Below are 24,083 nucleotides of genomic sequence, written 5' to 3'. Positions count from 1 at the left end.
AAAGCGCTAATTAATTAAGCCACCTGTATTATTACTTGTGCCAATTATCCCGTTAGGCGGTGCCAAAACCGGCGCTCGCTTACACTTCGCATCGTGGTTACCGTCCACGGCTATAACTTGCAAGCCACTACATTGGCTACGGCGTTGATCAGTTTGGTTTATGGCGCTTGCGCACCAGCTTCATCACCACCACAAAAAACACCGGCACAAACACCACCGCCAATGTCGCCGTGATCATCCCGCCAATCACACCGGTACCAATCGCCTGTTGGCTGGCCGAGCTGGCCCCGGTGGCAATTGCCAAGGGCACCACGCCGAGGATGAACGCCAGGGACGTCATGATGATCGGCCGCAATCGCAACCGCGCCGCCTTCAAGGTGGCGTCGATCAAGTCTTCGCCCTGGTCATACAGGTCCTTGGCGAACTCGATGATCAGGATCGCGTTCTTCGCCGACAGGCCGATGATGGTGATCAAGCCGACCTTGAAGAACACGTCGTTGGGCATCCCGCGCAAGCTCACGGCCAACACCGCACCGAGCACGCCCAGCGGCACCACCAGCAACACTGAGGTAGGGATCGACCAGCTTTCATACAGCGCGGCCAGGCACAGGAACACGATCAGCAACGACAGGCCCAACAGCAGCGGTGCCTGGGAGCCGGACAAGCGTTCCTGCAATGACAACCCCGTCCATTCCTGGCCCAGCCCGGCAGGCAGTTGGCTGACCAAACGCTGGATTTCGTTCATGGCCTCGCCCGTGCTGTGCCCCGGCGCCGCTTCACCGCTGATGGCGATGGCCGGGTAGCCGTTGTAACGGGTCAACTGCGTCGGGCCCTGGGTCCACTTGGCTTGGACGAAGGCTGACAGCGGCACCATCTTCCCGGCGTTGTTGCGCACGTGGATCTTCATCAGGTCGGCCACCTGGCTGCGCTGGTCGCCTTCGGCCTGCACCACCACGCGCTGCATACGGCCCTGGTTGGGGAAGTCGTTGATGTACGCCGAGCCGATCGCCGAGGACAGCACGTTGCCTACGTCGGCAAACGACACACCCAGGGCATTAGCCTGCTTGCGGTCCACTTCCAGCTGCACTTGCGGTGCTTCGGCCAGGGCGCTTTCGCGCACGTTGGCCAGGATCGGGCTTTTCGCCGCAGCGTCCAGCAATTCGGTACGGGCGGCCATCAACCCGACATGGCCGACGCCACCGCGGTCCTGCAAGCGGAACTCGAAACCGCTGGACGTGCCCAGGCCGTCTACCGGTGGCGGCAGAACGGCGTAGGCAATCGCGTCCTTGAGTTCGCTGAAGGCCATGTTGGCGCGATCGGCAATCGAGGCAGCCGAGTCATCACTGCCACGTTCCGACCAATCCTTGAGCGTGGTAAACGCCAGCGCCGCGTTTTGCCCGGAACCGGAAAAGCTGAAACCCATGATCATGGTGGTATCACCCACCCCAGGCTCGCCTGCGTTATGCGCCTCGATCTGTTCGGCCACCTGCACCGTACGGTTCTTGCTGGCGCCCGGCGGCAACTGGATATCCGTGATGGTGTAACCCTGGTCTTCCACCGGCAGGAACGAGGAGGGCAGGCGGCTGAACAACAGTCCCATGCCCACTATTAATACCAGGTAGATCAGCAAGTAGCGGCCGCTGCGCTTGAGGGCATAGGCCACCCAACCTTCGTAGCGGTTGGTGAGTTGGTCAAAGCGCTGGTTGAACCAGCCGAAGAACCCGCCCTTGGCATGGTGCTCGCCCTTGGCAATCGGCTTGAGCAAGGTGGCGCACAGGGCCGGGGTCAAGGTCAGGGCCAGGAACGCCGAGAACAGGATCGAGGTGGCCATCGACAGCGAGAACTGTTGGTAGATCACCCCCACCGAGCCGGGCATGAAGGCCATCGGCAGGAACACCGCCACCAGCACCAGGGTGATACCGATGATGGCCCCGGTGATCTGGCCCATGGCTTTCTTCGTCGCGTCCTTGGGCGACAGGCCCTCGGTGGCCATGATCCGCTCGACGTTTTCCACCACCACGATGGCATCGTCCACCAGGATACCGATCGCCAGCACCATGCCGAACATGGTCAGCACGTTGATCGAGAAACCCAGCAGCAACATGGTGGCGAAGGTGCCCATCAGCGCGATCGGCACCACCAGCGTAGGAATCAAGGTGTAGCGCACGTTCTGCAGGAACAGGAACATCACCGCGAACACCAGCGCCATCGCCTCCAGCAAGGTGTAGACCACCTTGGTGATCGAGACCTTGACGAAGGGCGAGGTGTCGTAGGGAATCTTGTATTCCACATTGGCGGGGAAGTAGCGCGACAACTCGTCCATTTTCGCCCGCACCAGCGTTGCGGTGCTCAAGGCATTAGCGCCGGGCGACAGTTGCACGCTGACGGCGGTGGACGGCTTGCCGTTCAGGCGGGTGGAGAACTGGTACTCCTGGCTGCCGACTTCCACCCGCGCCACATCGCCGATGCGCACGGTGGAGCCGTCGGGGTTGGCTTTGAGCACGATGTCGGCGAATTCGGCCGGGGTGGAGAGTTGCCCCTTGACCAGCACCGCTGCGGTGATTTCCTGGGTGTGGGTACCCGGCAGGTCACCGATGCTGCCCGCAGAGACCTGGGCGTTCTGGGCGCTGATCGCGGCGTTGACGTCGGCCGGCGTGAGGTTGAAACCGATCAGCTTCTGCGGGTCAATCCAGATACGCATGGCGCGTTCGGCCCCGTACAACTGGGCCTTGCCGACGCCGTCCAGGCGCTTGAGCTCGTTCATCACGTTGCGCGCCAGGTAATCGCTGAGCGCCACGTCGTCGAGCTTGCCGTCGTTGGAGGTCAGGGTGACCAGCAGCAGGAAGCCGGCGGAGACTTTCTCCACCTGCAAGCCCTGCTGGGTCACCGCTTGCGGCAGGCGCGGCTCCACGGCCTTGAGGCGGTTTTGCACATCCACCTGGGCCATTTCCGGGTTGGTACCCGGCTGGAACGTGGCGGTAATGGTCGCCGAGCCCAGGCTGCTCTGGGATTCGAAATACAGCAGGTGATCGGCGCCGTTGAGCTCCTGCTCGATCAGGCTGACCACGCTCTCATCCAGGGTCTGGGCCGAGGCGCCGGGGTACACCGCGTAGATTTCCACCTTGGGCGGCGCGACGTTGGGGTACTGGGCCACCGGCAACTGCGGGATGGCCAGCGCACCGGCCAGCAAGATGAACAAAGCCACCACCCAGGCGAAGATCGGGCGGTCAATAAAGAACTGCGGCATGACGGGTTATTCCTTTACGAGCGGGCTGTCGTCCACTTCAACTTTTTCACCGGGGCGCGCATGTTGCAGGCCCTCGACGATGATGCGGTCGCCGGGCTTGAGGCCACTGGTGACGATCCAGCGATTGTCGACCACCGCGCCCAGTTCCACCGGTTGCTGGCTGACGGTCTGCTCGGCATCCAGCAGCAACACCATCGGGATACCGGCGCTGTCACGGGTAATGGCGCGTTGCGGCACGCTGAGGCCTTGCTTGTCGACGGCCTGTTCGACACGCACCCGCACAAAGCTGCCCGGCAGCAGGTCGAGGTCCGGGTTGGGGAACTCGCTGCGCAGGATGATCTGCCCGGTGCCCGGGTCGACGCTGATGTCGGCAAACAGCAATTTTCCCGGCAATGGGTACTGGCTGCCGTCGTCCTGGATCAAGGTGGCCTTGGCCTGGTCCTGGCCGACCTGCTTCAGGCTGCCGGCACGAAACGCACGGCGTAGGTCGTTCAGCTCACGGGTAGATTGAGTCAGGTCGGCGTGGATCGGGTCCAGTTGCTGAATAATCGCCAGCGGCGTGGCTTCGTTCTGGCCGACCAGCGCGCCTTCGGTCACCAGGGCGCGGCCGATGCGCCCGGAAATCGGTGCGGTTACGGTGGCATAGCCCAAATTCAGCTTGGCACGCTCGACGGCGGCTTTGTTGGCGGCGACTTCGGCGTTGGTTTGGCGCAAGGCGGCGCGGGCGTTGTCGTATTCCTGGCCGCTGATGGCGTTGCCTTCCACCAGTTGGCTGTAGCGCTGTTCTTGCAGGCGCGCCTGGAACGCATTGGCCTCGGCCTTGCTCAGGTTGGCCTGGGCACTGTCCAGGTCGGCCTTGAACGGCGCCGGGTCAATACGGAACAACACGTCGCCTTGCTTGACGTCGTGGCCTTCGTTAAACACCCGCTGCATGACCACCCCGGCGACCCGCGCGCGGACTTCGGCGATACGCGGTGCGGCGATGCGCCCGCTCAGTTCGCTGGTAATAGAGAGGGGTTTGGCCTGCAGGGTTTCGATCCGCACTTTGGCCAGGGGCATTTGTGGCGCCTCGTCTGCCGACTGACCACACGCGCTCAGCGCCAGTGTGAGGGCCAACAGGCAAAACGGCGCAAATAGATTCTTCGACATGCTCTTATCCCAATATTGACTGGCGCATCCTAGGGACACCTGCGCCGTGGTGCTGTGAAGCTGTGTAGCGGGTCTGTGAAGAAGTGTAAGGTACGGCGCGCAGGGCGCCGGGGGCGTATATCCTTGCACAATCCTGCAACACACCAACAAACCGCATTATTTGGAAACACCATGCCCAACATCCTCCTGGTGGAAGACGACGCCGCACTCTCCGAGCTGATTGCCAGCTACCTGGAACGCAATGGCTACCACGTCAGCGTGCTCAGCCGTGGCGACCATGTCCGTGAACGCGCACGCCTGAACCCACCGGACCTGGTGATCCTCGACCTGATGCTGCCAGGCCTCGACGGCCTGCAGGTGTGCCGCTTGCTGCGCGCCGATTCGGCGGGCCTGCCGATCCTGATGCTGACCGCCCGCGATGACAGCCACGACCAGGTACTGGGCCTGGAAATGGGCGCCGACGATTATGTGACCAAACCCTGTGAGCCTCGCGTATTGCTGGCCCGGGTGCGCACATTGCTGCGTCGCAGTAGCCTGTCCGAGCCCCAGGTGGCCAGCGACCAGATCGTCATGGGCAACCTCTGCATCGATTTGTCCGAGCGCACCGTGACCTGGCGCGAGCAGGCGGTGGAGCTGTCCAGCGGTGAGTACAACCTGCTGGTGGTGCTGGCCCGGCATGCCGGCGAAGTGCTCAGCCGCGATCAGATCCTGCAACGCCTGCGCGGTATCGAGTTCAACGGCACCGACCGTTCGGTGGACGTGGCCATCTCCAAGCTGCGGCGCAAGTTCGACGACCATGCGGGCGAGGCGCGCAAGATCAAGACGGTGTGGGGCAAGGGGTATCTGTTCAGCCGTTCCGAGTGGGAATGCTGAAGCATGTTTCGCGTACTGCTGCGCCTCTACCTGATCACCATCGTCACTTACAGTGCGGCTATTTACCTGATTCCCAAGCTGGTGATCCAGCTGTTCGAACACCGCTACATGGACTACAACATCGAACAGTCCCGTGGCCTGCAAAAGCTCATGGTCAAGCAGTACCAGCGGGCGCCGGTGGAGCGCTGGTCCCAGGTGACCGACCAGTTGAGCCATGATTTTGCGCCGTTGAAGGTGCAGCTGTTGCTGCGCCAGGACGCCCGCTATACCCCTGAGGAAGAACAGCTACTGGAGCAAGGCAAGCCAGTGATCCGCCTGGGCGAGTGGGGCTGGATGGAAGAAATCAGTTCGCCGATCAACCAGCAGTTCGCAGTCAAGTTGACCGTGCCGCCAGACCCGCTGGACATGAACCTGCTGTACTGGTCGATGAACGTGCTGGTCGGCGCCGCCTTGCTGGCGTGCCTGCTGGTGTGGCTGCGTCCGCACTGGCGTGACCTGGAGCGCCTGAAAAGTACCGCCGCGCTATTGGGCAAGGGCCATCTGGAGGCGCGTACGGGGCTCGCACCCAGCTCCAGCATCGGTGGCCTGGCGGCGGTGTTCGACACCATGGCCGACGATATCGAGCGCCTCTTGAACCAGCAGCGCGACTTGCTCAATGCGGTCTCCCATGAACTGCGCACGCCGCTCACCCGCCTGGATTTCGGCCTGGCCCTGGCGCTTTCCGAAGACATGCCCGCGGCCAGCCGCGAGCGCTTGCAAAGCCTGGTGGCGCATATTCGGGAGCTGGATGAACTGGTGCTGGAATTGCTGTCTTACAGCCGCCTGCAAAACCCGGCGCAGTTGCCGGAGCGGGTAGAGGTGGCGCTCGATGAGTTTATCGACAGCGTGTTGGGCAGCGTCGACGATGAGCTGGAAAACCCCGACATCGTCATCGATGTGGTGCTCGATTGCGCCGTGGAGCGCTTCAGCCTTGACCCGCGCCTTACCGCCCGAGCCTTGCAGAACCTGCTGCGCAACGCGACGCGCTACTGCGACAAGCGCATCCAGGTGGGCGTGCGTGTATGCCCCAAAGGCTGTGAAATCTGGGTGGACGACGATGGCATCGGCATACCGGCGGACCAGCGTGAGCGCATCTTCGAGCCGTTCTACCGTCTGGACCGCAGCCGCGACCGCGCCACCGGCGGCTTTGGCCTGGGCCTGGCGATCAGCCGGCGTGCCCTGGAAGCCCAGGGCGGCACCTTGACGGCCCTGGCGTCACCCCTGGGCGGGGCGCGGTTTCGTGTGTGGCTGCCTAACCTTTCGTGATCAAAGCACTTTGACTGCACGGCCAATCCCGTGGATCGGCCCGGTGGGTTTGCCAGTGGGCGAGCCATTGGGCCCTTCCAGCGTCAGTTCAAACAACTGGTTCGGCGCCAGCGGCGGCAGCTTGTCCAGGGGTATCGACAAGGTCTGCCCCGGTTTTACCAGCCCCAAGGAGACGGGACCCTGCCAGCCATCGCCCTTGGTCCAGAACTCCAGGGCTTTGTCAGCAGGAATCTCCATCACCCCCAGTGGGATCAACTGAATCTGCTGATTATCACTGGCCTGTACCACCCAGCCCGGGGCCTGGCTTTGTGGCGCCATCAGCACCACCACGAAGCTGGGTGCGGGGATGGGCGGGCGCGTCAGTAACAAAGCCGCCAGCACCACGCTTGCCATCAGCCCCGCGGCAGAAAGCCCGCGCCAGAACGCCAGCAGGTTCCACCACGGCACGCTCGTTTCGGGGGCTTTGATGCGGCGTTCAATGCGCCGCCACAGCTGTGCCGAAGGCGGTACCGGTTGCGCCAGCGCCACCAGAGGCAACAAGCGCTGCTCCCAGGCATCCACCGCTGCGCGCAGCGCCGCATCATGGGCCAGGCGTTGTTGCACCTGCGCGCGCTGTTCGGCGGGCAGGGTCCCCAGCACGTATTCGCTGGCCAGTTCATCCAGGCTGTCGTTCATGCCATGCACTCGCGCAAGGCGGTGAGGCTGCGTTTGATCCAGGCTTTGACTGTGCCTAATGGGGTACTGAGCTTTTGCGCGATTTCGCTGTGGGAGTAACCGTCCACATAGGCGTGCAGGATGCAGGTGCGGCGTGTCGGGTCGAGCCGTTCCAGGCATTGGTGGATCTGCCCGGAGCGTGCGGCAAACTCGATAGCCTGGGCAGGCTCTGCCAGCGGTTCGTACTGATCGTCCAGCGGCACGTCACGTCCGGCGCTGCGTACCACGTCCAGGGCCAGGTGGCGGGTCACGCTGAACACCCAACCCCGTGCGGAGCCTCGCAGGGGGTCGAAACTGCGCGCGCCATGCCAGATCTTGATAAAGGCGTCATGCACAATGTCCTCGGCCAGGGCCTTGTTGCGGGTAATGCGCAATGCCACACCGAGCAAGCGGCTGCTGTCCTGCTCATAGAGCTGGTGCAGGGCGCGTTGATCGCCGCGGGCGCAGGCTAACAGGCACACTTCATAATCAAAGATGATTTCAGCCAAACCAGAATTCCTGCCACTGAGGAGACGTCTACGCGTGGTAGGCGCGAGGTTGCTCGCGCCTACCTGGCCAGCGTAGCTGAGTTTGCTCAGTTGGCGGCCCAGAAGAGGTAATCCGCTTGGTATTTCACCACTTCCTTGGCGCCTTTGTTCGCCGTGGTGCAGGGCGTAGCGGGAGCGACGCCGCCTTTGAGCGCAACCCGCTGGATATAGGTCACGCCGCTCATCGCACCCTTGCCCTCGGCCGGGTTGGCCTTGACCAGTTGATAAGGCAGGTTACCCGGGCTCGACGGTGCCACGGCCAATTGCGTGCCGGTGATGGTCGAGCCGTCCTTGGCCTGCCAGGTGGCGGGTGGGCCGAAATAGGTGCCGACCTGCTGGCCGTTACGGTCGTTCAACACAGCTTTGGGGCCGACGAAGGTCCATTCGGTCTGGCCGGCGGCGTTGGCCTTGTCGCGGCATTCATAGGTGATTTCACCGACCCCGGTGGTTTGCATCGCCAGCTTGTGGCCATCCGGCACCTTGATGCTGTCCGGCAGGCCCGCCTGGGCAAACGCCGATGGCGCGGCGATGAGCAGGCCGGTCAGGCACAGCAGTGTTTTAGCGTTCATGGTGTTTCTCCATTGGGTAGAACAGCAGGGTTACGCTGATGACTACGGCCCAGGCCCGCCCATTGGATGCAGTGCTTTGAAAAAAAAGTGAAGATTTCCAAAAAAGCATAAACTCAGATCGCATCGGTATAAGTGGTTATAAGAAAAATCGCTATCCTGCGGCCAGAAATTTATAAGGCCGCGGGTAGCTGGAATGGATGTAGGTAATATTGGTTTCGTGGTTGCCGGCCTGATCGTGGGTTTCATCGTAGGCATGACGGGGGTGGGCGGCGGTTCGCTGATGACCCCGATCCTGCTGTGGTTTGGCATCAACCCAGCCACTGCGGTGGGCACTGACCTGCTGTACGCCGCGATCACCAAGTCCGGTGGTGTGCTGGTGCACAGCAAGAACAAGAATATCGACTGGACCATCACTGGCTGGCTCACCCTGGGCAGCGTGCCGGCGGTGTTGCTGACGTTATGGTTCCTGGCCAGCCTGCACACCGACCCCAGCGCGATGAACGCGGTGATCAAGCAGGCCCTTGGCGTGGTATTGCTGCTGACGGCCCTGGCGATCCTGTTCAAGAAAAGCTTGTTGGCTTTTGCCCAACGTCATGCTGGCGATTCCTACCATCTGCGCCCGCGCAATCTGAATGTGCTCACTGTCGTGACAGGTGCGATCCTCGGCACCATGGTGGCGCTGACCTCGATCGGCGCTGGCGCTCTGGGCACGGTGGCGTTGTTTATTCTGTACCCGTTCCTGGCCACGCGGCGCCTGGTTGGCACCGAGATCGCCCATGCGGTGCCTCTGACCTTGGTGGCGGGCTTGGGCCATGCCAGCATGGGGAATATGGACTGGCATTTGCTGGGGTTTTTGCTGATGGGGTCGTTGCCGGGGATCTACGTGGGTAGCCATATGACGGGTAAGATTCCCGATGGGGTATTGCGGCCGTGCCTGGCGGTGATGTTGATGGCGGTGGGGTACAAGTTGGCGTTCTGAGTGTTCTGCTTGACACGCCCTGATCCAACTGTGGGAGCTGGCTTGCCTGCGATGACGTCCTGCCAGTCGACGCCTATCTCCCTGACACCGCACAATCCAACTGTGGGAGCGGGCTTGCTCGCGAAGGCGGCCTGACAGGCGACACAATTGGGTTGTGTATATATCCATTTCTGCGGTAACGGCCGCTTAGGGTTCCGCCCTGACGGCGGGTCACTTTGGAAAAGCCCCAAAGTAACCAAAGGGCTCATGCCCCATCACTCGGCACCTCGCTTGGGCTCGGTGTGCCCGTAATCCGCCAGTGATTTGGGGGGGCGCCGCCACGCGCCATCCATGGCGCGGGGCGGCTAAACCGGCATCCCTGCCGGTTTACCCCCCAAATCCCTGTCGGATTACGGCCAGCGTGGTTTAACGGGGCGCCTAAGATCAAGAGCAGATCAAGAGCGGCTCGCTTCGCATCGTGGGTACGTTTGGCGGCGCCGGTCGCCACTGTTGCTTGAGCAACAGCAGATCCACAAATCACTGCGATACCAGACACTGGCAAGCCAGCGCTTCAATCATCCTTTTTGCCTCGTAACCTCCACGCTACGGGCATTTGCCTGCCCCTGGCACGCTTGCTGCGTAAGCCCTTGTACATCCCTTGTGCGAGGTACCGTCCGATGAGTCAGCAAGCCGTGAAATTTGCCTATTGGGTACCCAACGTCAGCGGTGGGTTGGTCGTCAGCAAGATTGAACAGCGCACCCACTGGGGCATCGAGTACAACCGCAAGCTGGCGCAGCTGGCGGAGGCGGCGGGCTTTGAGTATGGCTTGACGCAGATTCGCTTCACCGCAGGTTATGGCGCCGAGAACCAGCATGAGTCCGTGGCGTTCAGCCATGCGTTGCTCGCGGCAACCACCACCCTCAAGGTCATCGCGGCGATTCTGCCCGGGCCGTGGCAACCGGCGTTGGCGGCCAAGCAATTGGCGACCATCGACCAACTCACCAATGGCCGTATTGCGGTGAATATCGTCAGTGGCTGGTTCAAGGGCGAGTTCCAGGCCATTGGCGAGCATTGGCTGGAGCATGATGAGCGCTATCGGCGTTCCGAAGAGTTTATTCGTGCCCTCAAAGGCATCTGGACCCAGGACGATTTCACCTTCAAGGGCGATTTCTATCGCTTCAACCAGTACACCCTCAGGCCTAAGCCCTTGGGCCAGCCGGAGATTTTCCAGGGCGGCAGTTCGCGGGCGGCGCGGGATATGGCGGCGCGGGTGTCGGATTGGTATTTCACCAACGGCAACACGCCCGAAGGCGTCAAGGCCCAAGTCGATGATATCCGCGCCAAGGCCGCTGCCAACCACCACTCGGTGAAGGTGGGGGTGAACGCCTTTGTGATCGCCCGGGACACGGAGGAGGAGGCGCGGGCGGTGCTGGCGCAGATCATCGACCAAGCCGACCCGGAGGCGGTCAATGCCTTTGGTGACGCGGCCAGGCAAGCAGGCAAGGCGTCGCCGGAGGGCGAGGGCAACTGGGCCAAGTCCAGCTTTGAGGACCTGGTGCAATACAACGATGGCTTCAAGACCAACCTGATCGGCACACCGCAGCAGATCGCCGAGCGCATCGTCGCACTCAAGGCCGTGGGGGTGGACTTGGTGCTTGCAGGCTTTCTGCACTTTCAGGAAGAAGTGGAGTATTTCGGCCAGCGTGTATTGCCGCTGGTGCGCGAGCTCGAAGCCAAGGCCACTGTAGGAGCGAGCTCGCTCGCGAAAAACGTGAACGAAAAAGTGGGGAGCCTGGTTTAACGCGTAGTCCTTGAGGGCTTCGCGAGCAAGCTCGCTCCTACAGGGTGTGAAGGTTTTGAGGGGTTTGCAAGGTCAACACTTCAAACCCATCCGCCGTCACCGCCACGGTATGTTCCCATTGCGCCGAGAGGCTGTTGTCCTTGGTGACCACCGTCCAGCCGTCTTTCAGGCTGCGAGTTTTGGCGCTGCCCTGGTTAAGCATCGGTTCGATGGTAAACACCATGCCCTCGCGCAGTTCCAGGCCGGTGCCAGGCCGGCCGAAGTGCAGGATTTGCGGCTCTTCGTGCATTTGCCGGCCGATGCCGTGGCCGCAGTATTCGCGCACCACGCTGTAGCCATTGGCTTGCGCATGGTTCTGGATCGCATGGCCGATATCGCCCAGGCGCGCGCCGGGCTTGACCTGGCGGATACCGGCCCACATCGCCTCGAACGTCATGTCCACCAGGCGCCTGGCCTTGGGTGTTACGTTACCGATCATGTACATCTTGCTGGAATCGGCAATGAAGCCGCCTTTTTCCAGGGTGATGTCGATGTTGATGATGTCGCCGTCCTTGAGAAACTGCTTGGCGCTGGGCATGCCGTGGCACACCACCTCGTTGATCGAGGTGTTGATGCAAAAGGGGTAGTCGTATTGCCCCAGGCTGGCAGGGCGGGCCTTGAGGTCATTGCGGATGAAGGCTTCGACGGCGCTGTCCAGTTCCAGGGTAGAGCGGCCGGCGGCGACGAAGCCATCGAGCATGTCGAAGACCTGTGCCAACAGGCGCCCGGCTTCACGCATCACGGCCAACTGCGCGGGGGTCTTGATCATCAGCTGCGCCCCCGGATCAGGTCGGGTTTGTCCAGCAGCAGCTTGTTGATCAGCTCGTTGTAGGGCAGGTGCGGGTTGAGTTCGGCGAGCAGGCCGATCTTGATCCAGAACTCGGCCTGGGCGTTGATGGAGCGGTCCATGGCGGCGCTGGCTAGGCGCAGTTGTTCGTGCAGTTGATCGGTAATCTTGACGATGCCCATGAGGTTCACTGTGTTTAATTGATATACGAATCGTATATGTTTCGTATGGTTATCGCAAACCGCCGTCGGCTTAACGGTGGTGGGCTGATTGGTTGCGATATGTTGCCGAAAAACGGATTTCCACATAAACGCCTGTCCCCCACGCTGCGGGTTAAACGTTTAATCGATGTAGTTCGACGATGATGCCAAAAAGAGCGTTTTGTTTAATATGAGCAAGCGGCTTGCTTATGAGGAAAGGTTACAACCACAGCGGTTTTTGCCGAGTAGGCTTACTGATTGAAAGCGTCTTCCAAGGTTGGCAAGACGTGGCAGGCAAGTGCCTGTCGGTTAGATATACAGGTTGGCAGTCTCAAAAAAGGAGAGGTTAGCCATGCTTTCAGAACTAGAGCTTCGCAGCATTATTGAAGGAAGTTTCCTGCCTAAACGGTGCGAGTGCACCAAAGCCGAGGGATGCGTCGTTGACGATCAGGGTCTACGATGAGCGCGACCGTGACCGGGTGGATTTGGAAGTCAAAGGTATAAACGCTGACAAACTCGACAGCAGTCGAGCCATTTGCAACCTGATCACCGGGTTGCGTGAGGACCTCAGGCACCACCACGCACCGGTCCTGCAACGAGCAGGCGGGCGCGGTTATCACTAGTTGATCGCTTGAGGGGCAATTGAGACCGTGGGCCTGGTATGTGCCAGGCACAACGCTGACAAGACTTCAGCTTTACCAGCTCACTCTCACGCCGATACTACCGCTGGCGCCCTCAAAGTTATTGTCGTCCAGCCCGGTTCCATATTTGCCCTCCACATAGGCGCTGACCGCGGATGACAATTGAGCCACAGCACCGACGCCAATATCAGCCGTGGATGACTTGTGATCGCTTTTGATCCGGTCGACCTCGTCGTACGTCACCGTGTCGCTCCCGCCGAAGGTGTGCCAGACATTGGCCCGCAGGTACGGCTCCACCGGTGTGTTGCTGACCAGATAGCGGCCCTTGAGGCGCGCGCCGAGGCGGCCGGTCCAGTACTCCTGAGAGTCAAACGAGACCTTGGAAATACCATCGTGCTGGCTATCCAGGTCGATCTTCTGGCCGATCACCTGCGCCTGTGGCTCCACGACCCAATGCTCGGACAGCGTGATCGGGTAGCCGGCCTCGGCGGATAACGCCAGGGCGTGGCCCTTGGTGTCCATCTTCACGCCTCGGTCGGACTTGTTGTCGCCGTCCAGGCGCGTGCCCATGGCAACCAGGTCGACGTACCAGCCGGTGGGATCAGTGAGGGTCCAGTAGGCGCCGACATTGTCGCCGTCGAGTTTGACTCGCCCGGAACGATGGTTTTGCCAGCCCAGCGCAAACCCTTTGACGTCGCCGCGCAGGCGACTCTGGCCAATAAACAGGCCAAAGCGTTGCGTCTGCCCGCCACTGGTTTGGGCGGCGTAGAGATCATGACCCACCTGGAAGCCTCTGGACGTGCCGTCGAAACTGGGCGCCACCATGCCCGACCAGCTCTTGTTGAAGTCACTGCCGTAGGCACGGCCCCAACCTGCCGGCACTGCACCGGTCTCGGTCAGCAGGCTTTGCTCGCCCTGGCGTTCATGAAAGGTGCCGAGGGCTTGCAGCGTCATGACCTGCGCCGCCGGGATGTCCACTGAATAGATCGGCACTTCCGGGCGATACAACGGAATCGGCTTGGCACCGGGGATAGCGGTCGGCAATGGCGGGTTGCTCGCCGCGGACTGCGGTGAGTGGGCCGCCGCAACCTGGTTGGGTGCTGGCGCAGGGGGCTCGACCGGTGCTACCGGTTGCGCGGTCGGGAGTTCGACAGGCGGCTCGTCCGGGTCGACGGCTGGCGGATTTGCCGGAATGGGCGCTACGGGCGCAGCGGGCATCACGGGCGGCGTCGGCGTCACAACGGCTGGCGGTTGCACCGCGACCACCGAGGATCGCAGGTACCAGTTGTTTTCCTTGCCCGCGATGGTGCCGCCATGGAATAAGAAATACTGATAGGCCCCAGCCGATACCGGGCCATTCAAAGCGAACGCATCGTTGCTGCTGACCGCACCGTTAAGCGCCTGGACCACCTCGATTCCGTCATTGCGGGTAAGCCCACCGACACCGCCGAGGTTGCTGACGGCCAATTGCGTGTGGCCGCTGATGCTGCCGTCGGTCACCACCAGTTTGTCGGTGGCAGAGTTTTCATCGCCGAGTACGGTTTGCAGATGCAACTGGCCGTTGTTGCCCACGTAGTTGCCATGCACCGTCAACACGCTGGTCGCGCTGTTGTCAGCGGTCATGTCGATCGTGCCGGCGTTATTGAACGTCACCCGTTGCCCGGCGGTGTAGGGGCGGATGCTGCCTTGGGTCACGTCCAGGGTACTGCTGCCGTCGATGTTGAATATGCCGGTTTTGCTGTCACTGTCACCGAAGAAAAAGTCCCCGACCAGGCCCAGGCGCGATTTGTTGGTGAGGTTGACGGTCTCCCAGCCAAGGTAGCGGCTGGCGGTGCTGGACGTCGTAGTATCGAAGGTCAGTTGATCGTTGCCCAGGCCACCGTCGATAGAGGGTGTGTGGGTCAGTGTGCTTTCACTCAAGCCTTGCAGCAGGGCGGTGTCGTCGCCATCACCCATCAATACCGCTGAGTTGATCTGGCCGCCACCCAGCCATTGGAACGTATCGTTGCCGACGCTGGCGCGAATCTCGCCATTGATCACGCCGCCCCTGACGGTGATGCTGTCATCACCGCCGCTGGTGCTGATATTGCCACCGATGAAACCGTCGAACATGCGGATCGTGTCGATATCAAAGCCTGTGACCAGGTTGCCCAGGATTTTCCCCCCGGTCATTTCATAGAAATTCTTGTCCAGTTTCATATTGACGCGGCCAATGCTGCCACCGCGCTGGTAGGCCACATCGCCGTCTTCAAAAGCATCGTCGATTATGCCGTCATACATTTCAAGCAAGTCGCGGCCGTCGCCCTGGAGCAGGCCGCCTATTCGCCCACCCATCATGACGACACGATCAACACCGTCGCCTTGCTGCACGATCCCGGTGACCCAGCCGTTGCGGAGTTCCACCGTATCTATTCCAGGGCCAAAGGTCACATCGCCATTGATGGCGCCGCCTGTGGAGAGCGTCAGGCTGTTATCCCCGGAAAGATCGGTCAGGCCGGGACTGCTGCCGTTGTCGCACGTATAGGTATCGTTACCGGTTCCCGGGGTGAGAACGCAGGCGGCGTGGGAGGGTTGAGGGATCATGTATTGCAATGAGATGAGGCCGACAGCTAAAACGGCCCGGGTCGAGAAACCACTGGGCTTTTGCATGGGTGTGTCCTAGGTTTGTTGTATTAACTGCTTCTGTTTTTGGGTTTAGCACAGTTTTTCAGTAGTGCAATTTTTTGGTACATGACGCGCAGGCCACGGAATACGTGGCCTGCGTGATGGCACTTTGGGTTTTTGCCCGCTCAGCTCAACCCAGTTGGTGACGGTAGGGCAGGTCTGGGCCGGTCTTGCCGCAGGTCAGGGCGGCAGCCCGAATCGCGAAACCCAGCATGGCGTCGATCTGCTCGCGGCTCAGGTTTTTCAGCCCGTCAACTGAATCCAACTGCTGTTCCGTCAGCCACGCAATCAGCGCCGCCTGGAAGGTATCACCAGCGCCCACTGTATCGGCCATCACCACCTTGACCGCAGGTTGCGACCAGGTGCCATGCTGACGGCTGAATACCGACGCGCCGTCGCCGCCACGGGTGAGGAACACCAATTGGCAACGGTGTTGCAGCCAGCCTTGCAGCACGCTTTCCGGTGCCTGGTCGGGGTAGAGCAGGTGCAGGTCTTCGTCGCTGACCTTGATCAGGTCGGCGTGTTGCACCAGCTCTGCGACGCGCGCGCGCCACAGCTGAATATCGGGCTGCGGGTTAAGGCGCACGTTGGGGTCGAGGCTGATCAGGCGCTTGCCGCTTTCACGCTTGACCAGGCTCAGCAGCGTGTCACCAATGGGCTGTACCACCAGTGAAAACGAGCCCACATGCAGCCCGCGAATCTCATCGCCCAGGGGCGGCAGGTGCGTCAGTTGCAATTGCCGATCGGCGCAGCCTTCGCCGCGAAAGCTGTACTGCGGCGAGCCGTTGGCACCCACGGCGACCATCGCCAAGGTGGTCGGCGCGTCGAACTCCACCAGAAAGCCTTCGCTGATGCCTTCGTCTTTCAGTACCTGCTGCAAGCGCCGTCCGAGGTAATCGGTGGACAAGCCGGCAAAGAACGCCGACTCGATCCCCAGACGCCGTAAACCCACCGCCACGTTGAACGGCGAGCCACCGGCAATCGCCTTGTAATGGAGCTTGGCGGCCTGCCCGCTGGCATCCTCCTCGCTGAAAAAATCAAACAGCGCTTCACCACACACCAGATACATAGTTGCTCGCTCTTAAAGGGTTGCCACATGCTGTTGATAACGCTCATACGCCTGTTGATAAGCGCTGACATTGGCCGCCACGGGTAAGGTACGGCTGGCAGGGTCAACGCTCACGCATTTGTTGCACAGGCTGGCCAGCGGTTCACCGCTCTGGCACCACGCCGCCTGGATCGCCGCGCCCAGGGCGGCGGCCTCGCTCTGTTCGGTACACACCACTTCGGTGTGCATGATATCGGCGACCATCTGCCGCCACAGCGGGCTTTTCGAGCCGCCACCGATCAGGCGGATGCTCTGGCTTTGCAGGCCGGTCTGGCGCAGCAGGTCGAGGCCATAACGCAGGCCGAAGGTGGTGCCTTCGACCACCGCGCGGCACAGGTTGGCCCGGGTCAGGTTGGTCATGGTCAGGCCCAGCAGGCTGCCAGTGGCGTGGGGCAGGGCGGGCACGCGTTCACCGTTGAGAAACGGCAGCATGCTCACCCCATCGGCGCCGATGGGCGCCTGTTCGACCAAGGCGTTGAAGGCGTCGAGGTCCAGTTCGAACAGCTCGCGGATCACGCCGGTGGCGTTGGTCAGGTTCATGGTGCAAATCAGCGGCAGCCAACCGCCGCTGGAGGAGCAGAAGGTCGCCACCGAGGCTTGGGGGCTAACGTTCGGCTGGTCGGCAAAGGCATACACGGTGCCCGATGAACCCAGGCTCATGGTGATCACCCCGGGGGCGATATTGCCGGTGCCAATGGCGCCCATCATATTGTCGCCGCCGCCACTGGACACCACCGCGTCAGGGTTGATGCCCAGGCGCTCGGCGATGGCCGGCAGGATCGTGCCCACCGCTTGGTCGGCTTCGATCAGTGTCGGCAACGCGGCTTGCAGGCGGCCGCTGGGGTCGATGTGCTGGAGCAATGCCACATCCCATTCGCGGCGGCGCACGTTGAAGTAACCGGTGCCCGACGCATCGCCATACTCGGCGCAGGCGCGGCCGGTGAGCCAGTAGTTGAGGTAATCGTGGGGCAGCAGGATATGGGCAATGCGCGCGAAGACGTCCGGGTGCTGTTCAAGGGTCCAGAGCAGCTTGGACACGGTGTAGCCCGGTGCGATGGCCACACCCAGGCGCTCCAGGGACCCACGTTCGCCCCCCAGATACTGCAGCAGCCGGTCGTTCTCCGGCGTGGTTTCGGTGTCGCACCACAGCTTGGCCGGGCGCAACACTTCACCTTGTTCGTCCAGTAGCACCAGGCCGTGTTGCTGGCCGGACACGCCGATGCCGAGGATGTCCTGGCCGTCCACGCCGGCCTGTTGCAAGGCGCGGTGGGTGGCGGCGGTGAAGGCGTCCAGCCATTCCTGGGTGTGTTGTTCACGACGGCCATTGGCGCCGCTGATCAAGCTGTGCGCGGCGGCGCCCAGGCCCAGCACCTTGCCGCTGGACGCATCGAGGACGATGGCTTTGGTGCCCTGGGTGCCGCAATCGATGCCGAGGTAGAGGTTTTGCTGGGTCATGAGGTGGGTGCTCAGCATTATTATTGGGTTGGAAATACGGTCGATGTGGGAGCTGGCTTGCCTGCGATAGCGGTGGTCCAGTCAACCCTGCAGTGACTGCCGGACCGCTATCGCAGGCAAGCCAGCTCCCACATGTTTAATCCGGTTTGTTCAGGAGGTTTTGCAGCGTGGCCGTGACGCCTTTGTCACGCAGGCTTGCATAGCAACGCTCGAACGCTGCCACAAACGCCGCCGACTTGGGAATAGCCGTGCCAAAAATCTCTTCCACCCCCAGCAACCGCTGGCTGATCAGCGCGTCATCGCTCACCAGCTCCTGGCAGAACGCTGCCCGTGGGTCCGGGATGCTGTAGCGCACGCCGTTTTCATCCACGCCTTTCAAGTACAACGCCCAGGCCGCCACCACCAGGGCCGCGCGTTCAGTCTCGCGGCCGTCGGCAATCAGGCGGTTGATGGTCGGCACGGTGAACTTGGGAAACTTCGATGAACCGTCGGAGCACACGCGCTCCAATTGGTCGGCAATCGCCTGGTTGGAAAAGCGCTCCACCAGGGTCTGCTTGTATTCGGTCAGGTCGATACCGGGCACCGGTTCCAGGTTCGGCGTGACGTCCAGGTCCATGTAGGCGCGCATATACGCCACGAACACGGGGTCGTTCATGGTCTCGTGAACGAACCGGTAGCCCTTGAGGAACCCCAGGTACGTGAGGGCCAGGTGGCTGCCGTTGAGCAGGCCGATTTTCATTTCTTCGTAAGGCGTGACGTCATCGGTGAACTGCACGCCGACCTTTTCCCAGGCCGGGCGACCCTTGACGAATTTGTCTTCCAACACCCATTGCACAAACGGCTCGCACACCACCGGCCAGGCGTCGTCAATGCCGTGCTGGTCGTGCAGTTGCAGGCGGTGGGCGGTGCTGGTCATTGGCGTGATGCGGTCGACCATGGCATTCGGGAAGCTCACGTTGGCCTCAATCCAATCATGCAGCCCGGCGTCGTGCAGGGCGGCGAAGGCCAGCAGGGCCTTGCGGGTGACGGCGCCGTTGTGGGGCAGGTTATCGCAGGACATCACCGTAAAGGCCGGGGTGCCGGCGGCGCGGCGCTGGGTGAGGGCGGCGCAGATAAAACCGAACACGGTGTTCGGCGCTCTCGGGTGCGCCAGGTCATGCTGGATCTGCGGCAGGTGGGCCATGAACTCGCCGTTGCTGTCGTCGATGCAGTAGCCGCCTTCGGTGATGGTCAGCGAGACGATGCGGATCTGTGGGCTGGCGAGCTTATCGATCAGCGTCTGGGCGCCGTCTTCGGCCAGCAGCATGTCGCTGATCGAGCCGATCACACGCACTTGCGTGTCGTCGGTGTCGCCCAGTTCATACAGGGTGAACAAGTAATCCTGGCCGGCCAGGTCGTCGCGGGCCTTGCGGTCTTCACTGCGCAGGCCGACGCCGCAGATGCCCCAGTCCAGGCCCTCGCCGGTGTTCATCAGGGCATCGGTGTAAAACGCCTGGTGCGCACGGTGGAAACCGCCGACGCCAATGTGCGCGATGCCCTGGCGGGTATCGGCAAGCGCGTAGGTCGGTACCTGCACTTCGGGTGCCAGTCGGGTGAGGTTGGCTTTATTCAATTTCATCGGGAAATACTCACGAAATCAGGCGGCAGCGCGCAGTGGGCGGGCCACGGCGACGCCATCGGTGTCGAACAGATGGCAGTGCGCCGGGTCCAGGTGCAACTGCAGCGTCTCGCCGTATTGGCTAGCCATGTCGCCACGGATACGCATGGTCAGCGGCTCGCCGTTGCGGGTGATGACGTGGCAGAAGGTGTCGCTGCCCAGGCGCTCGCCGACGTCGGCGGTGACGGTCAGGGTGGTTTGCCCCGGCGTGGCGATTTCCAGATGCTCCGGGCGAATGCCCAGGGTCACCGCGCTGCCCACGCTCAGGGTGGCGCCGCTCAACGGCAGGCTGATCAGTGTGCCGGCGTCCAGTTGCACCTCGCAGCTTTGGTTGTCGACGCGGGTGACCTGGCCCTTGAGGAAGCCCATCTTCGGCGTGCCGAGAAAACCCGCGACAAACAGATTGGCCGGTTGGTGGTACAGATCCAGCGGCGAGCCGACCTGTTCGATGCGCCCGCTGTTGAGCACCACCACCTTGTCGGCCAGGGTCATGGCTTCGACCTGGTCGTGGGTCACGTAGATCATGGTCGCTTGCAGTTCTTTATGCAGGCGCGCCAGCTCCAGGCGCATTTGCACGCGCAGGGCCGCGTCGAGGTTGGACAGCGGTTCGTCGAACAGAAAGATCTTCGGGTTGCGCACAATCGCCCGTCCAATCGCCACGCGCTGGCGCTGGCCGCCCGAGAGTTGCTTGGGCTTGCGCTCCAGCAAAGGCCCCAGCTCAAGGATGCGCGCCGCTTCGCTGACTTTGCTCTCGACCAGCTTCTTGTCCACGCCGGCCAGGTCCAGGGCAAACGACATGTTCTTGCGCACGCTCATGTGCGGGTACAGCGCGTAGGTCTGGAACACCATGGCCAGGTCGCGCTTGGCCGGGGTCACTTCGGTGATGTCGCGACCATCGAGTTCGATGGTGCCGTCGCTGACCTCTTCCAGGCCGGCGATCAGGCGCAGCAGCGTGGACTTGCCACAACCCGACGGGCCGACAAATACCACGAATTCCTTGTCGTTCACTTCCAGGTCGATGCCCTTGATGATGGAAAAACCTTCGAAGCCTTTTTGCAGATTCTTGATTTTCAGGTTGGCCATGATGGGCCTCCTTTTCGAATTATTATTTGACGGCGCCAAAGGACAAACCGCGTACCAACTGCTTCTGGCTGATCCAGCCAAAGATCAGGATCGGCGCGCAGGCCAGGGTCGAGACGGCGGATAACTTGGCCCAGAACAAGCCTTCGGGGCTGGAGTAAGAGGCGATCAAGGCGGTCAACGGCGCGGCGCTGGAGGACGTCAGGTTGAGCGACCAGAACGCCTCGTTCCAGCACAGGATCAGCGACAGCAACACCGTTGAGGCCAGGCCGCCCTTGGCGATCGGCAGCAGCACGCGGACCATTTCCTGCCACAGGGTGGCGCCGTCCAGGCGGGCGGCTTCGAGGATGTCCTTGGGGATGTCTTTGAAGTAGGTGTACACCATCCATACCACGATCGGCAGGTTGATCAGGGTGTAGATGATGATCAGCGCAATGCGCGTATCCAGCAGGCCGAAGCTCTTGGCCAGCAGGTAGATCGGCATCAGCACGCCCACCGGCGGCAGCATCTTGGTGGACAGCATCCACAGCAGTGTGCCCTTGGTGCGCTGGGTTTCGTAGAACGCCATGGAGTAGGCGGCCGGCACCGAGATCAGCAGGCACAGGGCGGTGGCGCTGAACGAAATCACCACCGAGTTCCAGGCGTAGGCGAAGTAGTTGCTGCGCTCGTTGATGTGCAGGTAGTTCTCCAGCGTCGGCGTGAAGATGAACTGCGGCGGCGTGGCGAACGCGTCGATTTCAGTTTTGAAGCTGGTCAGCACCATCCAAAAGATCGGGAAGAAAATCAGGATCGCGATGGCCCAGGCCAACGTGCCGAGCAACAGGCTTTGCAGGCGGCGGGATTGTTGAAGCGTCATGGCGCGGCCCTCAAGGCTTGTCAGTCAGGTTTTTGCCGATCATCCGCACCAGGATGATCGCCGCGATATTGGCGATGACCACGGCAATCAAGCCGCCGGCCGAGGCCATGCCCACGTCGAACTGCACCAGCGCCTGGTTGTAGATCAGGTAGGCGAGGTTGGTGGAGGCGTAGCCGGGGCCACCGTTGGTGGTGGTGAAGATTTCGGCGAACACCGAGAGCAAAAAGATCGTTTCGATCATCACCACCACGGCAATCGGGCGGGCCAGGTGGGGCAAGGTCAGGTGCCAGAAGATCGCAATGGCGCCGGCACCATCCAGGCGTGCGGCTTCCTTTTGCTCCTGGTCCAGGGACTGCATGGCGGTCATCAGCAGCAGGATCGCGAAGGGCAGCCATTGCCACGACACAATGATGATGATCGACAGCAGCGGGTAATGCGCCAGCCAGTCCACTGGCTCGGCGCCGAAGAACTTCCACACGGCAGCGAGAATCCCCGACACCGGGTGAAAAATCAGGTTCTTCCAGATCAGCGCGCCGACGGTGGGCATGATGAAGAACGGCGAGATCAGCATCACCCGCACGATGCCGCGCCCCAGAAATTCACTGGCCTCCAGCAGCGCACTGATCAACACGCCGAACACCACGCTGATCAGCAACACGCTGCCCACCAGCAACAGGGTATTGGTGGCGCCAGGCAGGAAGCCCGAATCGGTGATGAAGTAGCTGAAGTTTTCCAGCCCCACGAATTGGTTTTCGCCGGGGTAGAGCAGGTTGTAGCGGATCAGCGAAAAGTACAGGGTCATGCCCAGCGGCACGATCATCCACAGCAGCAGCAAGGCCACCGAGGGGCTGACGAGAAACCAGCCGGGGTTGGCCAGACGGTTTTTGGTGGGTGTATTCATGGTGATCAGAACCAGTCAGATGCCTACAGAATCTGCGTCGGAGCGCGGTCACTGTGGGAGCTGGCTTGCCTGCGATGGCATCGCCTCGGTGTTACGGATAGACCGAGTTGTTTGCATCGCAGGCAAGCCAGCTTCCACAAAAGCCCAGCGCCTACATTTGCGGTGATGGGGCAGGGTTACTTGGGGTAACCAGCCCGCTTCATTTCCCGCTCGGTGGTGTTCTGCGCGGCGGTCAATGCAGCATCGACGGTCTGCTGACCGGTCAGCGCCCCCGAGAAGAACTTGCCCACCTGGGTACCAATCGCCTGGAATTCAGGAATGGTCACCAACTGGATACCGATATACGGCACCGGTTTCTCGGTCGGCTTGGTCGGGTCGGCCACTTTCAGCGATTCCAGCGTCACCTTGGCGAACGGCGCGGCCTTCATGTACTCGTCGCTGTAGGTGGATTGGCGGGTACCTGGTGGCACGTTGGCGATGCCATCGGTCTTGGCCACGAGCTGGCCGTATTCCTTGGAGGTGGCCCAACTGGTGAACACCTTGGCGGCATCCTTGGCCTTGGAACTGGTGGGGATCGCCAGGCTCCAGGAGTACAGCCACGACGTGCCCTTGTCGGTTTTCTCATGGGGCGCGAAGGTAAAGCCGACATGGTCTGCGACCTTACTCTGGCTCTTGTCGGTAACAAACGAGCCGGCCACGCTGGCATCCACCCAGATCGCGCACTTGCCGCTGTTGAACAGCGCCAGGTTTTCATTGAAGCCGTTGCTGGAAGCACCCGGCGGGCCGGATTTTTTCATGTTGTCGACGTAGAAGTTCAGCGCGTTCTTCCACTCGGGGCCGTTGAATTCTGGCTGCCACTTCTCATCGAACCAGCGCGCGCCGAAGCCGTTGGCCAGGGTGGTGATCAGCGCCATGTTCTCACCCCAACCGGCTTTGCCGCGCAGGCACAGGCCGTATTGCTCTTTGGATTTGTCGGTAAGCTTGGCGGCGAATTCGCCGATCTGGCTCCAGGTCGGGTGCTCAGGCATGCTCAGCCCGGCGTCCTTGAACAGGTCGGTACGGTAATAGGTGATCGAGCTTTCGGCGTAGAACGGCAGGGCGTACAACGAGCCCTTGACCGACAAACCGTCACGCACCGAAGGGAACACGTCATCAAGGTCGTAGGACGCCGGCAAATCCCTCATCGGCTCCAGCCACCCCTTGGCGCCCCAGAGTGCGGCTTCGTACATGCCGATGGTCAACACATCGAACTGCCCGCCCTGGGTGGCGATGTCGGTGGTCAGGCGTTGGCGCAGCACGTTTTCTTCGAGCACCACCCAGTTCAACTTGATCTCCGGATGCTCGGCCTCGAAGGTTTTCGAGAGCTTCTGCATGCGGATCATGTCGCTGTTATTGACGGTGGCAATGGTCAGGGTTTGCGCGCCAAGGCTGACGGCGCTGAGGGTCATGCAGGTGCAGGCAAGCAATGCTTTTGCTGTGAACTTCATCGCGCACTCCATTTCCGCGCCCAGGGGGCTACAGAAGGACGGTTATTGTTGTTGTGTCTTCCTA

The 24,083-nt window shown here is 61.6% G+C and carries 19 protein-coding genes and 1 pseudogene; 5 read left to right on the top strand and 15 right to left on the bottom strand.

Annotated elements, in window-relative coordinates; genetic code table 11:
- Positions 1-148 precede the first annotated feature (148 nt).
- A complete protein-coding gene (locus tag A7K61_RS06570; protein ID WP_069557213.1) occupies positions 149-3,247 on the bottom strand; it encodes an efflux RND transporter permease subunit in 3,099 nt (1,032 codons plus the stop codon).
- Positions 3,248-3,253: 6 nt separating this feature from the next.
- Positions 3,254-4,396 (bottom strand): efflux RND transporter periplasmic adaptor subunit, encoded by a 1,143-nt coding sequence (locus A7K61_RS06565; RefSeq protein ID WP_032892065.1) that lies wholly within the window; start codon positions 4,394-4,396, stop codon positions 3,254-3,256.
- 171 nt (positions 4,397-4,567) lie between these two features.
- Between A7K61_RS06565 and A7K61_RS06560 the strand changes: the two genes are divergently transcribed.
- Positions 4,568-5,269, top strand: coding sequence for a response regulator transcription factor (locus A7K61_RS06560; RefSeq protein ID WP_003190934.1), 702 nt, complete (start codon positions 4,568-4,570; stop codon positions 5,267-5,269).
- Between the two features lie 3 nt (positions 5,270-5,272).
- Positions 5,273-6,574, top strand: a complete 1,302-nt coding sequence (locus tag A7K61_RS06555) for an ATP-binding protein (RefSeq protein ID WP_047710734.1) — start codon at positions 5,273-5,275, stop codon at positions 6,572-6,574.
- Here A7K61_RS06555 and A7K61_RS06550 read toward each other — a convergent pair whose 3' ends face one another.
- From A7K61_RS06550 to A7K61_RS06540, 3 genes are all read right to left on the bottom strand, one after another.
- Entirely contained in the window at positions 6,575-7,249 is a 675-nt protein-coding gene (locus tag A7K61_RS06550; protein WP_069557212.1) for an anti-sigma factor domain-containing protein, read from the bottom strand. It abuts the gene before it with no gap.
- Positions 7,246-7,776, bottom strand: coding sequence for a sigma-70 family RNA polymerase sigma factor (locus A7K61_RS06545; protein WP_032892062.1), 531 nt, complete (start codon positions 7,774-7,776; stop codon positions 7,246-7,248). The genes A7K61_RS06550 and A7K61_RS06545 overlap by 4 nt, the downstream gene beginning before the upstream one ends.
- 86 nt (positions 7,777-7,862) lie before the next feature.
- Entirely contained in the window at positions 7,863-8,384 is a 522-nt protein-coding gene (locus tag A7K61_RS06540; RefSeq protein WP_003190941.1) for a DUF3455 domain-containing protein, read from the bottom strand.
- 193 nt (positions 8,385-8,577) lie between these two features.
- Here A7K61_RS06540 and A7K61_RS06535 point away from each other — a divergent pair, with 193 nt between their 5' ends.
- Together A7K61_RS06535 and sfnG are read left to right on the top strand one after the other, a co-directional pair.
- Positions 8,578-9,363: a sulfite exporter TauE/SafE family protein gene (locus tag A7K61_RS06535; protein WP_003190943.1), complete on the top strand. Its 786-nt coding sequence runs from the start codon at positions 8,578-8,580 to the stop codon at positions 9,361-9,363.
- A gap of 656 nt (positions 9,364-10,019) precedes the next feature.
- Positions 10,020-11,144 (top strand): dimethylsulfone monooxygenase SfnG, encoded by a 1,125-nt coding sequence (sfnG, locus tag A7K61_RS06530; RefSeq protein ID WP_069557211.1) that lies wholly within the window; start codon positions 10,020-10,022, stop codon positions 11,142-11,144.
- 37 nt (positions 11,145-11,181) lie between these two features.
- Here sfnG and map read toward each other — a convergent pair whose 3' ends face one another.
- Complete coding sequence (gene map / locus A7K61_RS06525; protein WP_069557210.1) at positions 11,182-11,952, bottom strand: type I methionyl aminopeptidase; 771 nt, start codon at positions 11,950-11,952, stop codon at positions 11,182-11,184.
- On the bottom strand, positions 11,952-12,152 hold the full coding sequence (locus tag A7K61_RS06520) for a ParD-like family protein (RefSeq protein ID WP_003190946.1): 201 nt from the start codon (positions 12,150-12,152) through the stop codon (positions 11,952-11,954). The genes map and A7K61_RS06520 overlap by 1 nt, the downstream gene beginning before the upstream one ends.
- Positions 12,153-12,522: 370 nt before the next feature.
- On the opposite strand from A7K61_RS06520, the pseudogene A7K61_RS31025 reads away from it, so the two are divergent.
- A pseudogene (locus A7K61_RS31025) lies at positions 12,523-12,793 on the top strand (DUF1652 domain-containing protein).
- 72 nt (positions 12,794-12,865) lie between these two features.
- On the opposite strand, the gene A7K61_RS06515 reads toward A7K61_RS31025, so the two are convergent.
- From A7K61_RS06515 to A7K61_RS06480, 8 genes are all read right to left on the bottom strand, one after another.
- A complete protein-coding gene (locus A7K61_RS06515; protein ID WP_069557209.1) occupies positions 12,866-15,460 on the bottom strand; it encodes an autotransporter outer membrane beta-barrel domain-containing protein in 2,595 nt (864 codons plus the stop codon).
- A gap of 145 nt (positions 15,461-15,605) precedes the next feature.
- On the bottom strand, positions 15,606-16,544 hold the full coding sequence (locus A7K61_RS06510; RefSeq protein WP_047710739.1) for a carbohydrate kinase: 939 nt from the start codon (positions 16,542-16,544) through the stop codon (positions 15,606-15,608).
- A gap of 12 nt (positions 16,545-16,556) precedes the next feature.
- Positions 16,557-18,038: a xylulokinase gene (gene xylB / locus A7K61_RS06505; protein ID WP_069557256.1), complete on the bottom strand. Its 1,482-nt coding sequence runs from the start codon at positions 18,036-18,038 to the stop codon at positions 16,557-16,559.
- A gap of 136 nt (positions 18,039-18,174) precedes the next feature.
- Positions 18,175-19,656, bottom strand: coding sequence for a mannitol dehydrogenase family protein (locus A7K61_RS06500; protein WP_069557208.1), 1,482 nt, complete (start codon positions 19,654-19,656; stop codon positions 18,175-18,177).
- 18 nt (positions 19,657-19,674) lie between these two features.
- Positions 19,675-20,778: an ABC transporter ATP-binding protein gene (locus tag A7K61_RS06495; protein ID WP_069557207.1), complete on the bottom strand. Its 1,104-nt coding sequence runs from the start codon at positions 20,776-20,778 to the stop codon at positions 19,675-19,677.
- Between the two features lie 22 nt (positions 20,779-20,800).
- Positions 20,801-21,631: a carbohydrate ABC transporter permease gene (locus tag A7K61_RS06490; protein WP_005788583.1), complete on the bottom strand. Its 831-nt coding sequence runs from the start codon at positions 21,629-21,631 to the stop codon at positions 20,801-20,803.
- Between the two features lie 10 nt (positions 21,632-21,641).
- On the bottom strand, positions 21,642-22,532 hold the full coding sequence (locus A7K61_RS06485; protein ID WP_014718700.1) for a carbohydrate ABC transporter permease: 891 nt from the start codon (positions 22,530-22,532) through the stop codon (positions 21,642-21,644).
- Between the two features lie 176 nt (positions 22,533-22,708).
- Positions 22,709-24,019 carry a sugar ABC transporter substrate-binding protein gene (locus A7K61_RS06480; RefSeq protein WP_069557206.1) on the bottom strand — a complete coding sequence of 437 codons (1,311 nt, stop codon included), beginning with the start codon at positions 24,017-24,019 and terminating at the stop codon, positions 22,709-22,711.
- Positions 24,020-24,083 lie beyond the last annotated feature (64 nt).

Origin of the sequence: Pseudomonas sp. AP42 (assembly GCF_001728935.1) — a bacterium.
Taxonomy (GTDB): domain Bacteria; phylum Pseudomonadota; class Gammaproteobacteria; order Pseudomonadales; family Pseudomonadaceae; genus Aquipseudomonas; species Aquipseudomonas lactis.
Note: the sequence above shows the minus strand (reverse complement) of the source record. Positions and strands in the feature narration are given on the sequence as shown.

What these genes read in the sequence shown, in the direction of transcription:
- A7K61_RS06570 (WP_069557213.1), bottom strand. Translation starts at nt 3,247, where the DNA reads ATGCCGCAGTTCTTTATTGACCGCCCGATCTTCGCCTGGGTGGTGGCT.
- A7K61_RS06565 (WP_032892065.1), bottom strand. Translation starts at nt 4,396, where the DNA reads ATGTCGAAGAATCTATTTGCGCCGTTTTGCCTGTTGGCCCTCACACTG.
- A7K61_RS06560 (WP_003190934.1), top strand. Translation starts at nt 4,568, where the DNA reads ATGCCCAACATCCTCCTGGTGGAAGACGACGCCGCACTCTCCGAGCTG.
- A7K61_RS06555 (WP_047710734.1), top strand. Translation starts at nt 5,273, where the DNA reads ATGTTTCGCGTACTGCTGCGCCTCTACCTGATCACCATCGTCACTTAC.
- A7K61_RS06550 (WP_069557212.1), bottom strand. Translation starts at nt 7,249, where the DNA reads ATGAACGACAGCCTGGATGAACTGGCCAGCGAATACGTGCTGGGGACC.
- A7K61_RS06540 (WP_003190941.1), bottom strand. Translation starts at nt 8,384, where the DNA reads ATGAACGCTAAAACACTGCTGTGCCTGACCGGCCTGCTCATCGCCGCG.
- A7K61_RS06535 (WP_003190943.1), top strand. Translation starts at nt 8,578, where the DNA reads ATGGATGTAGGTAATATTGGTTTCGTGGTTGCCGGCCTGATCGTGGGT.
- sfnG (WP_069557211.1), top strand. Translation starts at nt 10,020, where the DNA reads ATGAGTCAGCAAGCCGTGAAATTTGCCTATTGGGTACCCAACGTCAGC.
- map (WP_069557210.1), bottom strand. Translation starts at nt 11,952, where the DNA reads ATGATCAAGACCCCCGCGCAGTTGGCCGTGATGCGTGAAGCCGGGCGC.
- A7K61_RS06520 (WP_003190946.1), bottom strand. Translation starts at nt 12,152, where the DNA reads ATGGGCATCGTCAAGATTACCGATCAACTGCACGAACAACTGCGCCTA.
- A7K61_RS06515 (WP_069557209.1), bottom strand. Translation starts at nt 15,460, where the DNA reads ATGCAAAAGCCCAGTGGTTTCTCGACCCGGGCCGTTTTAGCTGTCGGC.
- A7K61_RS06510 (WP_047710739.1), bottom strand. Translation starts at nt 16,544, where the DNA reads ATGTATCTGGTGTGTGGTGAAGCGCTGTTTGATTTTTTCAGCGAGGAG.
- xylB (WP_069557256.1), bottom strand. Translation starts at nt 18,038, where the DNA reads ATGACCCAGCAAAACCTCTACCTCGGCATCGATTGCGGCACCCAGGGC.
- A7K61_RS06500 (WP_069557208.1), bottom strand. Translation starts at nt 19,656, where the DNA reads ATGAAATTGAATAAAGCCAACCTCACCCGACTGGCACCCGAAGTGCAG.
- A7K61_RS06495 (WP_069557207.1), bottom strand. Translation starts at nt 20,778, where the DNA reads ATGGCCAACCTGAAAATCAAGAATCTGCAAAAAGGCTTCGAAGGTTTT.
- A7K61_RS06490 (WP_005788583.1), bottom strand. Translation starts at nt 21,631, where the DNA reads ATGACGCTTCAACAATCCCGCCGCCTGCAAAGCCTGTTGCTCGGCACG.
- A7K61_RS06485 (WP_014718700.1), bottom strand. Translation starts at nt 22,532, where the DNA reads ATGAATACACCCACCAAAAACCGTCTGGCCAACCCCGGCTGGTTTCTC.
- A7K61_RS06480 (WP_069557206.1), bottom strand. Translation starts at nt 24,019, where the DNA reads ATGAAGTTCACAGCAAAAGCATTGCTTGCCTGCACCTGCATGACCCTC.